General features: G+C 57.0%; 17 protein-coding genes and 2 pseudogenes. 10 read left to right on the plus strand and 9 right to left on the minus strand.

The window, feature by feature from the left end; genetic code table 11:
* Nucleotides 1-8 precede the first annotated feature (8 nt).
* Together fdxH and fdnI are read left to right on the plus strand one after the other, a co-directional pair.
* Entirely contained in the window at nucleotides 9-893 is an 885-nt protein-coding gene (gene fdxH, locus F8562_RS15345) for a formate dehydrogenase subunit beta (protein ID WP_014838425.1), read from the plus strand.
* The gene (gene fdnI, locus F8562_RS15350) at nucleotides 886-1,542 is read left to right on the plus strand and encodes a formate dehydrogenase-N subunit gamma (RefSeq protein ID WP_004120645.1); all 657 of its coding nucleotides are present in this window, start codon (nucleotides 886-888) and stop codon (nucleotides 1,540-1,542) included. The genes fdxH and fdnI overlap by 8 nt, the downstream gene beginning before the upstream one ends.
* A 46-nt stretch (nucleotides 1,543-1,588) precedes the next feature.
* Here fdnI and F8562_RS15355 read toward each other — a convergent pair.
* Nucleotides 1,589-1,906: pseudogene (locus tag F8562_RS15355) on the minus strand (CcdB family protein); the annotation flags it as partial.
* Between the two features lie 542 nt (nucleotides 1,907-2,448).
* Here F8562_RS15355 and araJ point away from each other — a divergent pair.
* Nucleotides 2,449-3,600, plus strand: a complete 1,152-nt coding sequence (gene araJ / locus F8562_RS15365) for an MFS transporter AraJ (protein WP_014229283.1) — start codon at nucleotides 2,449-2,451, stop codon at nucleotides 3,598-3,600.
* Nucleotides 3,601-3,616: 16 nt separating this feature from the next.
* Here araJ and F8562_RS15370 read toward each other — a convergent pair whose 3' ends face one another.
* The 6 genes from F8562_RS15370 to F8562_RS15395 are packed head-to-tail and all read right to left on the minus strand — an operon-like array spanning nucleotide 3,617 to nucleotide 10,718.
* The gene (locus F8562_RS15370) at nucleotides 3,617-4,708 is read right to left on the minus strand and encodes an alkylhydroperoxidase domain protein (RefSeq protein ID WP_014838428.1); all 1,092 of its coding nucleotides are present in this window, start codon (nucleotides 4,706-4,708) and stop codon (nucleotides 3,617-3,619) included.
* A 9-nt stretch (nucleotides 4,709-4,717) separates the two neighbouring features.
* Complete coding sequence (locus F8562_RS15375) at nucleotides 4,718-5,707, minus strand: putative FMN-dependent luciferase-like monooxygenase (protein ID WP_014838429.1); 990 nt, start codon at nucleotides 5,705-5,707, stop codon at nucleotides 4,718-4,720.
* A complete protein-coding gene (locus tag F8562_RS15380) occupies nucleotides 5,704-7,308 on the minus strand; it encodes a dipeptide ABC transporter ATP-binding protein (protein ID WP_014838430.1) in 1,605 nt (534 codons plus the stop codon). The genes F8562_RS15375 and F8562_RS15380 overlap by 4 nt, the downstream gene beginning before the upstream one ends.
* Nucleotides 7,305-8,156 carry an ABC transporter permease gene (locus tag F8562_RS15385; RefSeq protein ID WP_014229287.1) on the minus strand — a complete coding sequence of 284 codons (852 nt, stop codon included), beginning with the start codon at nucleotides 8,154-8,156 and terminating at the stop codon, nucleotides 7,305-7,307. The genes F8562_RS15380 and F8562_RS15385 overlap by 4 nt, the downstream gene beginning before the upstream one ends.
* On the minus strand, nucleotides 8,153-9,085 hold the full coding sequence (locus F8562_RS15390; protein WP_094909381.1) for an ABC transporter permease: 933 nt from the start codon (nucleotides 9,083-9,085) through the stop codon (nucleotides 8,153-8,155). Before F8562_RS15390 ends, F8562_RS15385 begins: the two co-directional genes overlap by 4 nt.
* A 10-nt stretch (nucleotides 9,086-9,095) precedes the next feature.
* Nucleotides 9,096-10,718, minus strand: a complete 1,623-nt coding sequence (locus tag F8562_RS15395; RefSeq protein WP_014838432.1) for a TIGR04028 family ABC transporter substrate-binding protein — start codon at nucleotides 10,716-10,718, stop codon at nucleotides 9,096-9,098.
* A 207-nt stretch (nucleotides 10,719-10,925) separates the two neighbouring features.
* On the opposite strand from F8562_RS15395, the gene F8562_RS15400 reads away from it, so the two are divergent.
* Nucleotides 10,926-11,495 (plus strand): hypothetical protein, encoded by a 570-nt coding sequence (locus tag F8562_RS15400; RefSeq protein WP_014838433.1) that lies wholly within the window; start codon nucleotides 10,926-10,928, stop codon nucleotides 11,493-11,495.
* Between the two features lie 42 nt (nucleotides 11,496-11,537).
* Here F8562_RS15400 and adhP read toward each other — a convergent pair whose 3' ends face one another.
* Nucleotides 11,538-12,548, minus strand: a complete 1,011-nt coding sequence (adhP, locus tag F8562_RS15405; protein WP_004120604.1) for an alcohol dehydrogenase AdhP — start codon at nucleotides 12,546-12,548, stop codon at nucleotides 11,538-11,540.
* A gap of 256 nt (nucleotides 12,549-12,804) precedes the next feature.
* On the opposite strand from adhP, the gene F8562_RS15410 reads away from it, so the two are divergent.
* The 6 genes and pseudogenes from F8562_RS15410 to F8562_RS15435 all read left to right on the plus strand — a co-directional run.
* Complete coding sequence (locus F8562_RS15410) at nucleotides 12,805-13,404, plus strand: inorganic diphosphatase (protein WP_014229291.1); 600 nt, start codon at nucleotides 12,805-12,807, stop codon at nucleotides 13,402-13,404.
* A gap of 260 nt (nucleotides 13,405-13,664) precedes the next feature.
* Nucleotides 13,665-14,126 carry a recombinase family protein gene (locus F8562_RS15415; RefSeq protein ID WP_014838435.1) on the plus strand — a complete coding sequence of 154 codons (462 nt, stop codon included), beginning with the start codon at nucleotides 13,665-13,667 and terminating at the stop codon, nucleotides 14,124-14,126.
* A gap of 38 nt (nucleotides 14,127-14,164) precedes the next feature.
* On the plus strand, nucleotides 14,165-14,857 hold the full coding sequence (locus tag F8562_RS15420; RefSeq protein WP_094909382.1) for a hypothetical protein: 693 nt from the start codon (nucleotides 14,165-14,167) through the stop codon (nucleotides 14,855-14,857).
* A 2-nt stretch (nucleotides 14,858-14,859) separates the two neighbouring features.
* Nucleotides 14,860-15,048, plus strand: coding sequence for a hypothetical protein (locus F8562_RS29485; RefSeq protein ID WP_042927132.1), 189 nt, complete (start codon nucleotides 14,860-14,862; stop codon nucleotides 15,046-15,048).
* Between the two features lie 54 nt (nucleotides 15,049-15,102).
* Nucleotides 15,103-15,582: an Hcp family type VI secretion system effector gene (locus F8562_RS15430; protein WP_042934095.1), complete on the plus strand. Its 480-nt coding sequence runs from the start codon at nucleotides 15,103-15,105 to the stop codon at nucleotides 15,580-15,582.
* 77 nt (nucleotides 15,583-15,659) lie between these two features.
* A pseudogene (locus F8562_RS15435) lies at nucleotides 15,660-16,166 on the plus strand (GNAT family N-acetyltransferase); the annotation flags it as partial.
* A 37-nt stretch (nucleotides 16,167-16,203) separates the two neighbouring features.
* Here F8562_RS15435 and F8562_RS15440 read toward each other — a convergent pair.
* Nucleotides 16,204-17,916: an ABC-F family ATP-binding cassette domain-containing protein gene (locus F8562_RS15440; protein ID WP_014838438.1), complete on the minus strand. Its 1,713-nt coding sequence runs from the start codon at nucleotides 17,914-17,916 to the stop codon at nucleotides 16,204-16,206.
* Nucleotides 17,917-18,050 lie beyond the last annotated feature (134 nt).

An 18,050-nucleotide genomic window follows, 5' to 3' on the forward strand; every position in this document is an offset into this window, starting at 1 on the left:
GCGAATGCATGGCGATGGAAACCCAGGACATTATCAAACGCTCCGCCACCAACCCGATCACGCCCGCGCCGCGCGCGCGGGATTTTAAGGCGGAAGTGGCGAAGCTGATCGATGTCTCCTCCTGCGTAGGCTGTAAAGCCTGTCAGGTGGCCTGTTCCGAGTGGAACGATATCCGCGATGAGGTTGGGCACTGCGTCGGGGTGTACGACAACCCCGCCGATCTGAGCGCCAAATCCTGGACGGTAATGCGCTTTAGCGAAACCGAACAGAACGGCAAGCTGGAGTGGCTGATACGCAAAGACGGCTGCATGCACTGCGAGGACCCGGGCTGCCTGAAGGCGTGCCCGTCCGCCGGGGCGATTATTCAGTACGCTAACGGCATCGTCGACTTTCAGCAGGAGAACTGCATCGGCTGCGGCTACTGCATCGCCGGGTGCCCCTTTAACGTCCCGCGCCTCAATAAAGAGGATAACCGGGTCTATAAGTGCACCCTGTGCGTTGACCGGGTCAGCGTCGGCCAGGAACCGGCCTGCGTGAAAACCTGCCCAACCGGCGCGATTCACTTCGGCAGCAAGAAAGAGATGCTGGAAGTGGCCAACGAGCGCGTGGAAAAGCTGAAGAAACGCGGCTATCCCCATGCCGGGGTGTATAACCCGCCGGGCGTCGGCGGCACCCACGTGATGTACGTGCTGCATCATGCGGACCAGCCGGAGCTGTACCACAACCTGCCGAAAGAGCCGCAGATCGATACGTCGATCAACCTGTGGAAAGGCGCGCTGAAGCCGCTCTCGGCGGTCGGGTTTATCGCCACCTTTGCCGGGCTGATTTATCACTACATCGGGATTGGGCCGAATAAAGAAGCGGATGACGATGAGGAGGAGCATGATGAGTAAATCGAAAATGATTGTGCGCACGAAGTTTATTGACCGCGCCTGTCACTGGACGGTGGTCATCTGCTTTTTCCTGGTGGCGCTATCGGGGATCTCGTTTTTCTTCCCGACGCTGCAGTGGCTGACCGAAACCTTCGGTACGCCGCAGATGGGTCGTATTCTGCATCCGTTCTTCGGGGTACTGATTTTCGTGGCTCTGATGTTTATGTTTGTGCGCTTTGTCCATCACAATATTCCCGACAAGCAGGATATCCCCTGGCTAAAGGGCATTATTGAGGTACTGAAAGGCAACGAGCATAAAGTGGCGCGGGTAGGGAAATATAACGCGGGGCAGAAAATGATGTTCTGGACCATCATGAGCATGATTTTTGTGCTGCTGGTGACCGGCGTGATTATCTGGCGGCCCTGGTTTGCCCACTATTTCCCGATTCAGGTTATTCGCTATAGCCTGCTGATTCACGCGACCTCGGCGATTATTCTTATTCATGCGATTCTGATCCACATGTATATGGCGTTTTGGGTGAAGGGATCGATTAAGGGCATGATTGAAGGGAAGGTGAGTCGCCGCTGGGCGAAGAAGCATCATCCGCGCTGGTATCGCGAGGTGGAGCGTCAGGAAGCGAAGAAAGAGAGCTGTGAAGGGCTGAAGTAAGCGTAACTGAGCAACCCGCTCTGGCTGAAGCCGGAGCGGATCGGGTATTGGTAACAAGGGCGTCAATGGCGGAAATAACTTCGCCTCTGGCGCTTTTTAAGTTACAGATAAAATCTTCGCGCTTGATCGGCTTATTATTAAGGTTTGTCATCATCGGCGAACAAAGCATAAACGCTTCAAATTCAATATTTACCTCAGGAACTAAAGGATGCTGCCATAGTGGCAGATGAGCATTACGCATCAGGGGAATAATTACCCTGGTGGGTAGGTCTTCATAAAAATCATTTTGCACAATCATAAAATAGGGTAGAGAGTGCTTCGTTTGCGAAGAAGGGTTCCGATACACGTCGAATTGTTTAAGCATCAGAGCACCCTGAAGTATTCATCTTCGGTGATGGACCCATGCTCGTCGACGAATTCATTCATTAACCGGATCAACTCGTTACTGGGATGAATTGACTGACTTTCAGCTGTGGGTATCGAGGATAAACGGTGCTTTTTGCTCGTTGATATCGCCTGCTGGAAGCTATCATCCGCTGTGTACTCTTTCATTATCCTGCCTCCGTGTGGTTAATGTCGCCATTATCAACCTACTACCTAAAAAAACAATACAGATTGTCCTGGTTAAGTCGCATTTGCGAGACAGGTTCCATTGAAAAGCAACGGCATGAAATGATGAAATTTTTATGGAACCGCGGTTGTGAATTGTTATCGCTATGCCGTTGCTGGCGACCGGGCAGCGGCGGGGCACGAAATGGCTTTATTGGTTTTTTAATCTGCAAATAAGCCTATGAAATAATCACGCCGTTTTATGGATAAATATGCCACCCGGCGTTTTTATCTGGTCTGCCGTTTAATAATGCACAATAATGCCGGCGGTATGTTTTATAACAAGTGATTAGTTGTATGAAAAAGACTATTTTTTCGTTAGCGCTTGGCACTTTTGGTCTCGGAATGGCGGAATTTGGCATCATGGGCGTATTACCTGAAATTGCCCATGACGTCGGGATATCTATTCCCGCCGCGGGCAATATGATCTCCTGGTATGCGCTTGGCGTCGTCATCGGCGCGCCGGTGATGGCGCTGTTCTCCAGCCGCTTTTCGTTAAAAGCGGTGATGCTGTTCCTCGTGGCGCTGTGCGTTATCGGCAATGCCATCTTTACGTTATCTTCCAGCTATTCGATGCTGGCGCTGGGGCGCCTGATCTCCGGTTTCCCGCACGGCGCCTTCTTTGGCGTGGGGGCGATCGTTCTGTCGAAAATTGCGCCGCCGGGGAAGGTCACCGCCGCGGTGGCGGGAATGATTGCCGGAATGACGGTCGCTAATTTGCTGGGGGTTCCCGCCGGAACCTGGCTTGGCCATCAGTTTAGCTGGCGCTATACCTTTCTGGCGATTGCGGTGTTTGACATCGCCGTGCTGGTCGCCATCGCCTGGTGGGTGCCCACGCTGTTTGATAAACCGACGACGCGCTTGCGCTCGCAGTTTCATTTTTTAACATCGCCCGCACCGTGGTTAATTTTTGCCGCGACGATGTTCGGCAATGCCGGCGTATTCGCGTGGTTTAGCTATATTAAGCCGTTTATGATTAACGTCTCTGGTTTTGGTGAGAGCGCCATCATAGCCATTATGCTGCTGGCGGGGCTGGGGATGGTTCTGGGGAATTTATTTAGCGGTAAAGTCTCCGTCCGTTATAGCCCGTTACGCATTGCCGCCGTGACGGATGGCGTGATTGTCGTGACCTTATTACTTCTGTTCCTGCTGGGTGAGAATAAAGCCGCCGCATTAACCCTCGCGTTTATTTGCTGCGCGGCCCTGTTTGCCCTGTCGGCACCGCTGCAAATTCTGCTGCTGCAAAATGCGAAGGGCGGCGAGATGCTGGGCGCGGCGGGCGGCCAGATCGCCTTTAATCTCGGCAGCGCCATTGGGGCGCTATTCGGCGGGATGATGATTACGGCCGGTCCTGGCTGGCGTTTCGTTGCCTTACCGGCCGCGCTGCTTTCGTTTCTTGCGCTCAGTTCGCTGCTGATTTATGCCCGCCATCAGCGGCGTCTGGCCTGATTAAGCCCGCTGGCGCCTATTCCTGCCACGGCTCGCCGAGGGTCAGCATTAACCGGTTGGCCCAGGCAAAGAAAGCCGCCGATTGCAGTAAATCCAGTTGGGCGAGGGTATCCAGCCCCTGTTGCTCGACGGCGGCAAGGTGGTCAACGGACAGAGCGGGAGGGGTAACGGAAATCGCGGCGGCGAAATCGATCTGCGCCTGCCATCCCGGCGTCTGCCCGTCGCTTAACTGCTCTCCCGGCGTCACCGCCAGCAGCGTCTCTATCGCCGTTTCATCTTTAGCCAGCTGCGCCGCTTTGCGCGCATGCACCGAGGCGCAATAAATACAGCCGTTGATTTTGCTTGCCACCGTCGCCGCCAGCTCGCGCTCGGCGCGCGGCAGGCCGCCGGGAGTATAAAAGATCCCTTTGTCGGTTAACGTACGCTGCTCGAGGAGCGGCAGGTTGCGCGCCAGCAGGCGGAAGTAGGGCGAATCGCTGTGGCCGAATTTCGCCAGCAGCGCCTGCTCGTCGGGGGTAAATTCCGCCAGCGGTTTAGCCGCCAGCCAGGGCTCCCAGTGCAGTTCATCGCGGGTGAAGTGCACCGGCGCCTTCTTACCGCTGATGGTTTGCGGCGAGGTATGCCAGAATCCCGCCACCGTCGGGGTTTGTGCGACGTGGATATTTTTGCCGTTAAGCAGGCGCAGCCCGACGACCAGCCGGCTCTGGAAGCTGACAAACGCGATAAGCTGGGCGAGGGTGACGATGCCGCGCAGGCTCCATCCGGCGCGGATTAAGGCCTCAAGCGCCGACGGCGTGGCCTCCACGGGCGTAAAGGTCAACAGCCGGGAAAAGGCCAGCGCCGGCGCCAGCCGCGGCGATGTGGGGTCGGCAATGCCAAAGCCGGCGTAGTGGGCGGCCAGCGCATCGCTCTCATGCAGCTTCGCCACCCGCGCGGCCACGGCAAAACGCTCGTCGAGCGGAAAGTCGTTATCCTGCTGACCAAACAGCGTTTCATAACTTCCCTGAGCATGGCGGGTGGCCGCCTCGCGCACGGCTCGCGCCGCCGCTAAGGCGGAATCGGGGGCAATTTCTGCCAGTTCGGCCAATATATCCTGACTGAGCGTCATGGTGACTCCTTATCGTATCTGCGGGGCAATATGCTGAGCGATCAGCTCAATGGAACGAAGCGTGTCGCGGTGCGAGGGTTCAACGGAGTGCACCTGAAACGAAATATCGGTTACCCGCCGCAGGACGCTATCGCGGGCCAGCGAAGCGGCGACGTGCTGCGGGTCGCCAACGTGCGCGTCAAGCTGCGGCAAAAAATCAGTGACAGTGTCACCAATAATATCATGACCTGCGGCGCGATGCTGGGCAGCCTGCTGGCGCAGGCCGGGTTCAGCGACCTGCAGCGCATACTGCTGGCTATCGGCGACAAAGGCCGTCCGCGAGGCGAGGATCCTTGGCTCGACGCCCGCCGGCAGCGCGGCGAAATAGGCGTCAATAATCTGATTCTGGATAGCGTCCAGCGGCAGCGTGGGCTGTCCAGCCGGACGCGGCTGCGTGCGCGAGAGCATCAGCCCGTGCCCGGCATGAGCCGCGCGAACCGCCCCCTCAATGGAAAAGGTGGCAATCCAGATGCGCTCCGCTAGCTGCGGCGCCTGAGGGTACAGATGATTATCCGGGTGCGAGAGCGAATCCCCGCGCCAGGCGCTTTGAATCAGATGCAGGTGTTCGGCAAATACCGCGCTGCGCTGGTCCATCGTCAGCCCGAAGGGTAAAAACGAGGTGGGGGTGCCGCCGGAGCCGAAGCCCACCTCCAGCCGTCCATCGGCGAGCAGATCCAGCACCGCCGCATCCTCCGCCACCCGCAGCGGGTTTTCCATGGGCAGGGTGATAATGGCGGTGCCAAGACGAATGCGCTCGGTGTGCGCCGCGGCGTGGGCGAGAAAGACCAGCGGCGACGGCAGGCCGCCTTCGTGCTCATGAAAATGGTGCTGAGCGATCCACGCGCTGTCGAATCCCAGGCGTTCCGCGTGGCGAATTTGCTCGGTGGCCAGCCGGTAGCGCTCTTTAGGCGTGGCGTGGTCCAGCAGACGGGTGAAAAAGCCCAGTCGTTTACGCGTCATGCAACCTCCTTGCTCGGGGATGAAAAGTGGGGAATCGCGGCGATAAGCTCGCGGGTATAGTCATGCTGCGGGGCGCTGAACAGTCGGCTGACGTCGCCGTGTTCAACCACCTGGCCCGCCCGCAGCACCGTCACGCTGTGGGCGATACGGCGCACCGTCGCCAAATCGTGAGTGATAAACAGATAGCTCAGCCCCAGCTGCTGCTGAAGCTGCTGCAGCAGCGCGAGAATTTGCGCCTGCACCGTGACGTCCAGCGCCGAAGTCGCTTCATCGAGGACAAGGATCGTCGGTTCAAGGATTAAGGCGCGGGCGATGGCCACCCGCTGCCGCTGGCCGCCGGAAAGCTCACGGGCGGTTCGCGACAGCAGCTCCGGAGCGAGCGCCACGCGGGCGGCGACCGTTTCGACGCGCTGGCGCCGCACTTCGGTGTTGAGGCGGTCGAAGTTTTTTAACGGCTCTTCGATAATCTCAAACAGCGTTTGCCGCGGGTCCAGCGAGGCAAAAGGATTCTGGTAAACGAACTGAATTTTACGCCGCAGCTGGCGGAGCGCCTCGCGGCTGAGATGCCCGGCATCGATACCGTCGATAGCGATATGGCCGCTATCGGCCTTTTCGAATCCCAGCAGGATCCGCGCAAGCGTCGTTTTGCCGGAGCCGGACTCGCCGACCAGCGCGTGGGTGCTACCGCGCTTCACCTCGAAGCTCACGGCGTCCAGCGCCTGCAAATGCGCGCGGCCTAATGAGAAGCGCTTGCTGATGCCCTCCACGCGGATCGCCGGGGTCGCCAGTACGCGCCCGCTGGCCGGGGCAATGGTCAGCGTCGAACCCTGGAGATCGCTCAGCAGCTGGCGGGTATAGGTATGCTGCGGCGTACGTATGACGTCGCCGGTCGCGCCCTGTTCCTGAATCTCGCCGTGGCGAAAGACCAGCAGACGGTCGGCGCGTTCCGCCGCCAGCGCCAGATCGTGGGTGACGAACAGTACCGCCGTGCCGGACTCCCGGCGCAGCGTATCCAGCAGGTCGAGGATCCGTTTCTGTACCGTCACGTCGAGGGCGCTGGTGGGCTCATCGGCAATGATTAAGTCGGGTTTCAGGGCGATTGCGATAGCAATCAGCACCCGCTGCTTCATACCGCCTGAAAGCTGGTGGGGATATTGATCGATGCGCTGTTCCGGGTGGCTCAGCCCAACTTTGGTCAGCAGCGCCAGCACCTGCGCTTTACGCGCCGCGGCGCTGCTTTTTTGATGCAGACGCAGGATTTCGCCCACCTGCGCGCCGATGGTTTTTACCGGATTCAGGGAGTTGCCCGGATCCTGAGGCACCAGGCTAATCCGCGCGCCGCGCAGACCGTCGAGGCGTTTAGCGGACCAGCCGCTGATATCTTCGCCATTAATCAAGATACGCCCGCTGTCCCGGCGCGCGTTATCCGCCAGCAGGCCAATAATCGCCTGTGCGGTGGTGGTTTTACCCGAGCCGGATTCACCGACAAACGCCAGCATTTCGCCGCGTTTGACCTGAAAACTCACGTCGTGCACGACCTCGCGCCATTCACGCTGTGAACGATAGCTGATGCGCAGATGCTCTACGCTTAAAACATTCATCGGCGTTCTCCGCTAAATTGACGGCTAATACGGTTGGCGGCGAGCACGACCGCAATCACCGCAATACCGGGCAGGGTGGTCAGCCACCAGGCGGTGGAGAGATAGTTGCGGCCTTCGGCGATCAGCAGACCCCACTCCGGGACCGGCGGCGGCGTGCCGTAGCCGAGAAAACTCAGGGTCGAGAGCGCCAGAATGGCCTGGCCGAACTGGAGGGTGGCAAAGGCCAGCACCGCGGTGAGCGAGTTGGGCAGAATATGCCGCCAGAAAACGGCGAAAAAGGTGCCGCCGCTGCCGTAGGCCGCTTCGACGAAGTCGCTGTGGCGTACGCGGACCACCTCCGCTCGCGCCAGGCGGGCAAAGCTGGCGACGGCCGCCGCGCCTACCGCGACGGCGGCGTTGAGCGTGCCGAAACCGAGCAGAATGATGACCGTCAGCGACAGCAATAAAGAGGGGATCGCCAGCAGCACGTCGACCAGGCGCATAATTGCCGACTCCACGCGTCCCGCCAGCGCGCCGGCCAGCGTGCCCAGCGCGGTACCGATAAACAGGCCGATCGCCACCGCCGCCAGCGCGGCGGAAAGCGAATGAACGGCGCCGAAGACGATGCGGCTCCACAGATCGCGGCCCAGCTGGTCGGTTCCCAGCCAGTGGCCGGCCTGCGGGGCCAGCCGCTGGGCGCCGGGGAACCCTTCCAGCGGGCTATAGTCGGTAAACAGCTGCGGAGCGATAGCCATCAGCGCGGCAACGATCATTACCGCCCAGGCCAGCAGCAGACCGGGCTGGACGCGCCGTGTACGCCAGTTTGACGTGCGGCGGCGCGCGGCGGTTGCGTAATCCACCAGGCTCATACGGCACCTCCGATAACGGTTTTCAGGCGCGGGTCGAACAGCGGCATCAGCAGGTCGACCAGCAGGTTAATCAGCACGAAACCGAGGGCAGAGATCATCACCACCGCCTGCAGTACCGCGATATCCTGATTATTGACGGCCTGCTGCGTCAGCAGCCCCAGACCGCCGCGGCCAAACACGGTTTCGGTAATCAGCGCGCCGGCGATCAGTTCCCCCAGCAGCAGACCGGCGATATTGAGCACCGGCAGCAGGGCGTTGCCGGTAACGTGCCGCCACAGGGCGCCGGTTTCGCTCAGGCCTTTGGCGCGGGCAACGGCGACAAACGGCTGCGCGGCGACCTGATCCAGACTGCGCATCAGGATTTGCGCCAGCGGAGCGGAAATCGGCACCGCGACGGCAATAATGGGCAAAATCAGCCCCTCAATCGGCCCGGGATTGATCACCGGGATCCAGCGCAGTTGAAAGGAGAAAATCTGAATCAGGGCGATGCCGAGCCAGAACGTCGGCAGCGAGATAAACAGCGCCGGCAGGGATTGCAGCGCGTTGCTGAGCCAGCGCAGGCCCGGCAGCCGTGAGGCGAAGGCCAGCGCCACCGCCAGAGCAAAGGCGGGCAGCGCCAGGCTTAATGTTTCCGGCAGGTTGCTGGCGATAAGCGCGCTGACCGGCAGCCCGGCCTGCAGCGAATAGCCAAAATCGCCACGCAGCATGGCCATCAGCGTGTGGAAGTACTGTCTCCACAGCGGGCTATCGGCCCCGTAGGCGAGGCGCATTTCGGCGATCTGCTCAGGGCTGAGCCCCAGATCCGGATTCTGAAACTTGATCAGTACCGCATCGCCGGGTAGCACCTGTAACAGGATGAAGGAGAGGGTAAACGCGGCCCACAGCACCAGTAAACCCTGACCGGACCGCCGCAGAAGATAGTGGCTCATCGCGGGCTCCTTAGTGCTTTTCCAGCCACGCGCCGTAGAACGACGGGCGGCCTACCGCTTCAAAACTGACGCCTTTCACCCACGGCGCGCCGGCAAAGACCTGCGGCTCTTCAAATATCGGGATCACGTAGGCGTTGTCCAGCAGGTAGCGCTGGGCGTCGCCGGTGAGCTGGAGGCGTTTTTGCGGCTCGACTTCGGCTGAGATCGCGGTCAGCAGCGCGTTGAGCTTATCGTCACGGAAGCGTTGGACTTTGTCGCTGGAACCGCCTTTTTGCAGCAGCGCGTCGCGGTTAGCGGGGAAGAACATGCTTTTCACCACGTCAGGGTCGGCGCGGCCCACTTCCGACACGGTAAGCGGCGTTTTCAACGGGTCGAGGCTGTCCAGCGTACGGCTGCCGGCATCACCGGCTTTGACCGCCAGCGCAACGCCGACCTGGCGCCACTGCTGGGCGACAAGCTGGAGTACCTCTTTGTTTTGCGGCTGGGGCAGGGATTCATAGACGGTTAATGCCAGGCGCTGGCCATCTTTGACCCGTATACCGTCGGCGGCCGGTTTCCAGCCCGCCTCATCAAGCAGCTGTTTCGCTTTGGCCGGATCGAAAACCAGCTTATCGCTGAGGTTAACGTATCCGGCCGCGGTGCTGGCGACGACGGAGGTCGCCTGCGGATAGTTGGCGGAGAACAGGGTTTCAACCACCTGTCTGGCGTCGGTGGCGTGCAGCAGCGCCTGACGAACGCGCAGGTCGGCAACCAGCGGATTATCCGGGCGGAAGCTCAGGCTGTCGTTAACGCCGCGCGTCGGGGCGGCATAGATTTTAAAGCCCCGATCGGTTGCCTGCTTTTCATCATAGGCCTGCACCTGGCGAATAAAATCGGCCTGGCCTGCCAGCAGCGCGCCAACGCGTACGCCATCTTCCGGGGTGACGATATAGGTTATGCCGTCGAGATTCGCTGGCCCCTGCTGGGCGAGACTTTTCGGCCCCCATTGATAATCCTGACGTGCGACCAGAGCGAGTTCACGTCCCGGCTTTTCATCTTTAACCGTAAAAGGCCCGGAGCCAATAATATGGCGGGCGTCGCCCAGCTCTTCAAAATTTCGCGCCAGGGTGCTCAGGGAAACCAGCCCGGAGCCGATGGTCGCGGTGCCCTGCAGAAATCCCGGCGAGGGCTTTTTAAAGTAGAACTTAACCGTCAGCGGATCGATGACTTCGCTGCGATCGTAGTTATTAATCACCTCGGACACCGGCAGGCGGTGCGCTTTATTACCGAGGCCGTAGGTATCAAAGTTTTTGGCAACCGCATTGGCGTCAAGCGGGGTGCCATCAGAAAAGGTGACGTCAGGGCGAATCTTAAAGGTATATTCGGTTTTATCCGCGTTGGCGCTCCAGCTTTCGGCTATCCACGGTTCGACTTGTAAGGTTTTTGGATTTTGCCAGGTCAGCTTATCGGTTATTTGATTAAGAATACCGCCGTTAGGGTAAAAGCCTCCGGCCGGGGGATAAAGATTGGTATGCGGCTGCTGCTCCAGATAAATTAACGTGCCGCCTTTAACCGGCGCGTCGGCGGCCCACGCGGAAAACGCGCCGCTCAAAAAAAATGCCGCCAGCGCGGGCAGGCGAAAACGGGTGTGCATGGTGAATTCCTTTGTTATCTCTTGTTTGGCCATCATCGGGCGCGCGTTTTAACAAAGGAAGTAAGGATTTGCGCTAAGCATTTGCATAAAAAGCATTTATACCCGGCTCGATTTTTAGGGGCTGGTATTTACATGCCTTTCAGCTGAAACTCATGCTGGATAATTTAATGACTGAGAGATAGTCAGCGTAATAAAGGGAGAGCGACGATGCTGAAGTATTTACTGATGTTGGCGATGACGGTGCTGGCGGGCTGTACCAGCGCACCCAATTTGCCCTCTACCGATACCATTGTTAAGGTTAAACCTATTGAGTCGGGCATCATTGCCAATTCAAACAAATACAGCTATCGATTCTTCCGTAAAGGGGTGCCGCAGGAGTACCAGCGTTATAATACTTTCTACGAACGCTTCAATAAGGTCGCATCCGGCGTACGGGTGAATTTTGTCGTGAAACAGCATGAGGTTGTTGCGGAATATCTGGTGGTGCTCGACAAGCGCAGGCTGGATGCCAGTCAGCTAAGTCTGTTAACCAGCCAGTATCACGCGACCGCGCTGGACAACGACCATCTTGGCGTACTGTTTAAAGCGACCGGTTTCTGGTCAACCGTTGATCCCAATGAGCTGGATGACGCTTATCGGCTTGCCAGACCCGTCGTCGTGTCAATTAACGATAAAACGCAGACCATTAGCCCTCTGGGAGAGATTGCCCTGATCCCGCTGGTGCCGCTATTTCCGCTGGTGATGATGTACGGTTGCGCAACGGGGCCGTGCGTGTAAAGGGACAATTAAACCTCTCCCGTAGCGGGAGAGGTCCGAAGATTAGCGGCGGAAATCAATGACCATACGGCCGCGAATCTGTCCCTGTTCCATCTCTTTGAAGATGGCGTTGATATCGCCCAGCGGACGCAGGGTCACTTTCGGTACGACTTTCCCTTCCGCGGCAAACTGGAAGGCTTCGGTCAGGTCCTGACGGGTACCGACCAGCGAACCCACCACTTCGATACCGTCGAGGACCAGGCGCGGAATGTCCAGGCTCATCGCTTCCGGAGGCAGGCCTACCGCCACCACGCGTCCACCCGCGCGAACCGCATCCACCGCTGAGTTAAACGCCGCTTTGGCGACGGCGGTTACCACCGCGGCATGCGCGCCGCCGGTTTTCTCATGAATAATTTTGGCTGCGTCTTCGCTGCGGGAGTTGATGGTCAGGTCCGCGCCCATTTCCGCGGCCAGCTTCAGCTGTTCATCATTAACGTCAAGGGCGATGACTTTGGCGTTAAACACGTTTTTGGCATACTGCAGCGCCAGATTGCCGAGGCCGCCGAGGCCATAAATGGCAATCCACTGGCCGGGTTTGATATGTGAGACTTTGACCGCTTTATAGGTGGTGACGCCCGCGCAGGTGATGCTGCTGGCCGCCGCAGAATCGAGCCCGTCCGGCACTTTGACCGCGTAGTCGGCCATGACGATACACTCTTCCGCCATACCGCCATCCACGGTATAGCCGGCATTTTTCACCGAGCGACACAGCGTTTCGTTGCCGCTGTTACAATATTCACAATGCCCGCAGCCTTCGAAGAACCACGCCACGCTGGCGCGATCGCCCGGCTTCAGAGAATGAACGCCGGGGCCGACCTGCTGCACAACGCCCACGCCTTCATGGCCCAGAATGACCCCGGTTTTATCGCCAAAGTCGCCGTTCTTAACGTGCAGGTCGGTGTGACATACGCCGCAGCAATCCATTTTTAAAAGGGCTTCGCCATGTTGCAGGGGACGAAGCGTTTTTTCCGTAACATTGACCTGATGATCTTGCGTGACGACAGCAGCTTTCATTCTGTTCTCCTTATTGAACATAAGCGTATTAACACAATTTTGTTTTTTACGCATGCTAAGGTTTAGCTTAAATCTTCATTAAATCAAGGGAATAATAGATATTCCTTGCCGGGGTGAGCTTGGTGCGCCGATTTTTTAATCAGAATTATTAATGAAATTCGCGTCACATCACTGTCATCGTTACGTCATACACGCTTCATTTGCGGCCTCTATCGTTCTGTTTTTCAATTTCTTATAACGATAGAGCGACACGACAATGCATCTGGTAAAAACACTCCTTGCCTCAGGCCTTCTGCTTTCCGCTACCGTTCAGGCGCAGAACGTACTGGATTTCCCGCAGCCGAAAAACAACCCTGAAGAGTTTTATGCCGTGACCGAAATTCCCGCGGGCGGCATTATCAAATATGAAACCGACGCCAAAACCGGCTTTTTGATCGCCGATCGTTTCCAGTCAATGCCGGTGGCCTATCCGGCTAACTACGGTTCGCTGACGCAATCCCTGGCAGGGGATGGCGATCCGCTGGACGTGGTGTTTTATACCCGCGCGCCGATGGCGCCGGGAACGCTGATTAAGCTGCGCGCGATTGGCGTGCTCAAGATGATTGATGGCGGCGAGAAGGACGACAAAATCATTGCCGTTCCGGCAAGCAAAATCGACCCAACCTACGATGACATCAACACCATCGGCGATCTGCCGAAAATCGAGCAGGAGCGTTTGCAGGCTTTCTTCCGCGTTTACAAACAGCTGCCGGAAGGGCGTAAAAAAGTGGAGCTGAACGGCTTTAACGATGCCGCCGCCGCGAAGCAGGAAATTAAAGCGGCATGGGATGCCTGGAAAGAGAAAAATCCGCAATAAGCGGAAAAACAGGCATCGCCCGGTGCCTGTCGCTTTTTCTTCGCCTTATTCTCCGCAGAGTGAGGTAATACGGGGGACTACGCCGGAACCGCCGAAATTTCCGTTACCCTGCGTCCTTTTCTTCAGCCCCAGCGTGGCGACGATGCGCTCGAAATTGCTTTTTTCACGGGTAATAAGTCCAGGTCAATCTCACTGCTGACGTTGTCTCATATCACTGGTACGATATAAATCTCTTTCACGGCCCTTATACGTACATATTTATGACAGAAATACGCATTGGCTATGCCCGATGTTCAACTGACCGCCAGGATCTGGCTCAGGCTCTGGCGGCAGTTCGCCAGGGAGACACGCTGGTCGTACCGAAACTGGACAGGCTGGCCCGTTCAGTTCCGGATGCAAGAGATATTGCTGATGCCCTTCAGGCCCGTGGCGTGAAGCTGGCGCTGGGCAACAGCCTCTACGACCCTGCAGATCCGATGGGTAAGATGTTCTTTAATGTGCTGGCGACGTTTGCCGAGTTTGAAGGCGACCTGATACGTCTTCGCACGCGCGAAGAGATGGCCATCGCCCGGGCTAAAGGAAAACTGCGGGGGAAGCAGCCGAAGCTGTCAGATAAACAGCAGAAAGAGCTTTGCATGATGCGCGGAAGCGGCGAGTACTTGGCTGAATTATTCTCCGTCTCCCGCCCCACGGTCTATCGGACGCTTTCTCGTGGGAAATAATGGTTAACCGGATTTAATGAAATAAGCAAGGAGCGGCTATGTACTACAGAAATGAAGTTATAAGTTATTTGCAGGCTAATAAAATTCTTGCGTTAGAACTCGACCACGCATTAAAGGATGTAGGAAAAGACGTATCAAATCAGATTGAAAGGATCGGTGCAGGCGCAACGCGTGTGCTGTATTATACATCCTGCTTTACTGATGAATATCAGGACGTATGCCAGAAACAAAAGTCCGAAGATATCCGATTTACTAAAGGCGTTTATCATATTATAAGACATGGAGATGTTGTGTATGAAATGCTTAGGATTTACTTTGAAGACGTATTCCGATACAAAACGTCCGATCAACTAGAGCACATCAAACAACTGTTAATGGCAGTAAATATTCATATTGCCGCAAGTTCACTCACAAATACAGGATTTGCTTTAGCAACAGCATCATTTGTCGCTGCAGGCATGAATTTAAGCCTTGAACTCAGTGCACTGGCAGGGAGAAGAGCGGGAGGTGTTGTTGGGGTTATTGGTTTATATGGCGTTGTGCAGAAAGCGGCAGATAGTGCGCGTCGTCTTCATATTACTTGTCCAGCGTACTACTCGGCGCTATATGCACAAGAGCTGGAAATGATGTACTTCCTGATAGAGCCATTGTTTGAACGAGCTGAGGCGTTTAATGCACAATGGGTATCGGATGGTGAGATTGCAGACATCATCACCAGGATGATTCGATAATCATGATGAGTCTTATTAAAAGGTTTTTCAGACGGATATTCAGGTCATTGATATCGATGTACGGTCCTGCCTTATTGACACTTTTATTTGCAATTGTCCTTTTTCAAATTTTCCCTGATGGACCAATATGGCCTGTCCCCATATTCTGCATTTTTGTGATCGTTGTTTTTTATCGATACGTGAAATGGTAATCATCAAAACATCAAAATTTAGCATTGTTTGAAATTTATTTATAAGGAAATGCTATGTCTACACCCGCACATTTATGGCTCGAAGATGAAAATGGTTCGCCGATTGTTGGCAGTTGCCTAATGCCACTTCGCCTGGGTTCAATCGAATTAAAATCATTCTCTCACGGTGTCACTATTCCGGTTGACCCGAGCTGGGGAAAACTTACAGGTACACGCGTTCACCGCCCTATAACGATAGTGAAAGAATTTGATCAGACAACACCACTTCTGTACCGCGCGGTCTGTGAAGGCCGGACCATGAAAAAGGCTACAATTAAGATGTACCGCATTCTGGAATCGGGCATCGAGGCCGAGTATTTCAATATCATTCTTGAAAACGTCAAATTCACAACGGTCGCACCATTCCTGTCTCCTAACGGTATGAGTAGTACTCACCTTGAAACGCTTGAATTGCGTTATGAAGCAATTACATGGAAGTATACGGAGGGTAATATTGTCTATCGTGATTCATGGAACGATCGTTGTTGTGCCTGATGACAAGGGGTACCAAGGGAGGCCATTGCCTCCCTTGGCTCTGACGAGGAGATAAAATGATCGACTTAACCGCCAGGATTGATATCGTTACCGGCTATCGTCCGGGAATGATTGGCCGCATTACGCAGATGCACGGCGAGTACTATGCGAAGCATTATGAATTTGGTCACTTTTTCGAGAGCAAAGTGGCCAGCGGGCTAGCGGAGTTTTCCGGTCGTCTTGAGAAACCGTGCAACCGGGTTTGGCTTGCCGTTCAGGGTGAGCAGATTGTCGGATCGGTGGCGATTGACGGCGAAGATCTTGGTAATAATGAAGCGCATCTGCGCTGGTTTATCCTCGACGATAGCTGCCGGGGAAGCGGCGTTGGCCGACGTCTGCTGAATGAAGCGATGGCCTTTTGCGATAGCCAGAACTTCGCCGCGGTGCGGCTGTGGACCTTCAGCGGGCTGAACGCCGCCCGCAGGCTGTATGAATCCTTTGGCTTTACGCTGGATAAAGCGTGGCAGGGGGATCAGTGGGGGCGGATGATGACCGAGCAGCAGTTTAGTCGGGTCAAACCGGCTTCGCCTGCCGGCGCGGAATAATCTCCCGGCGCGGATCGCCGCGCCGGGAGAGCGCCTGTTAGCCTAATAACGTCGCAATCGTTGTTATCTCCTTACGCCACTGCGCCTGCAGCTGCGGTTTTTGATGTTTTGGCTTGCGCGCCAGATCGTCGGCCAGCAGCTGCTCAAGCGTGACTAACCGCTCCAGCAGCGCATCCTGGTCCTCCTCCGGTTCGCTACTGTTCACCGTCGCGGCCTGCGTCGCCGGACGACGAACGGCGGTGCGCAAAATCTCATACACCTCTTCGCTGCTGTGCCATTCGCTCAGCCCGCGCTCGTCGATAAGCCAGAAGCGATTGCAGCTGCGGTTAATGAGCTCGCGATCGTGGCTCACCAGCAGCAGGCCGCCGGGATAGTCGCGCAGCGTAGCCGCCAGCGCCGTTTTGCCATCCATATCTAAATGGTTGGTGGGCTCATCCAGCAGCAGCAGGCTATAGCGGGCCAGAGAGAGGCCGACGAACAGCAGGCGCGAACGCTCGCCGCCGCTTAAGGTGGCGACCTTTTGCCCGTGACGCGGCCAGCTGAATCCGGCGGAAATCAGCGCCCGCCTGCGCGCATCCGGGCCTGGTTCAAAGGGCTCCAGCGCGTCGAGAAGGGTATCGTCATCCGCCAGCTGATGCAGGGTCTGGTCGTAATAACCCGGCTTCAGCCGCGGATGCAGGCGCAAACCGCTCTCCGCCGTTTCCTGCTGCATTTGCCGCCACAGCAGACGCAGCAGCGAAGACTTGCCGCCGCCGTTACGGCCCATCACCGCCACCCGATCGCCGCTTTTCAGGCGAGCCAGGCCCGCGGTAAACAGGGCCGGCAGACCGGGCGCGGGGGGAACGGGGAGCTGTTCCATCTCCAGCAGTCGGTCAGCCCGCAGCATGTCGCCGTGGAGCGCCAGCCGCCAGGGGGTGCCCATGGTCAGCTCGGTTTGGCACTCCTTCAGGCGTTGAACCTGCTTCTCCATCTGCTTGGCTTTGCGGGAGAGATCTTCGTTGTCATAAGTCCGACCCCAGATAGCCAGCCGTTTGGCGCTGGCGGCGACCCGGTCGATCTCCTTTTGCTCGGCTTTATGGCGCTGCGCATCGCTGGCGTCCTGCTCTTCCAGCGCCCGGCGGGCGGCGCTGCAGGGCAGGGAGAAGGCGTGCAGCGTTCTGTCGCGCAGGATCCAACTGGAATTAGTTACAGCATCCAATAAGATATTATCATGCGACACCAGAACGAAGCTCCCCTGCCAGGTTAGCAGGAAGCTTTCCAGCCACAGGAGGGTCGGCAGGTCGAGGTGGTTTCCCGGCTCATCCAGCAGCAGGAGATCCGGCTGCTGAATCAGCGCCCTGGCAAGCAGCAGCCGGGTATGCTGACCGCCGCTCAGGGTTGACGCCCGCTGCGCGGCCTCATCTGGCGTAAAGCCCATCTCTGCCAATAGCCTCTCCGCTTGCCAGCGCTGACTCTCACGCTCAGGGGCGGGAAGTTTCGCCAGTACTACCTGCAGCAGGGGCTGCGCTAACAGCGCATCGGGTAGATGCTGTTCCACACGCGCCATCAGACAGTGACTGGCCAGCGCCACGCAGCCCGAACTGGGCACGATCGTGCCGTCCAGCACCTGTAGCAGGGTACTTTTTCCGCAGCCGTTATAGCCAATCAGGCCAATACGGTCGCCTTTTTTCAGGGTAAAGGAGAGGTTTGTGAACAGCGGGCCAAACGCCGTATCAACATGAAGAGATTGTGCAGTTAGTAATGTGCTCATTGTGAACTTACTCAAGAGTTACAGGCATGTGAATGCCTCGTCAAACATCGCTGACGATAACCCGGTAAGCCCGAGGGAAGGGAGTTAGTCTATGGTTTCTTCGCTCAAGCTGAAGTTATCGCAGCACGATACCG

Origin of the sequence: Klebsiella sp. RCJ4, from assembly GCF_009025755.1 — a bacterium.
Classification (GTDB): domain Bacteria; phylum Pseudomonadota; class Gammaproteobacteria; order Enterobacterales; family Enterobacteriaceae; genus Klebsiella; species Klebsiella michiganensis.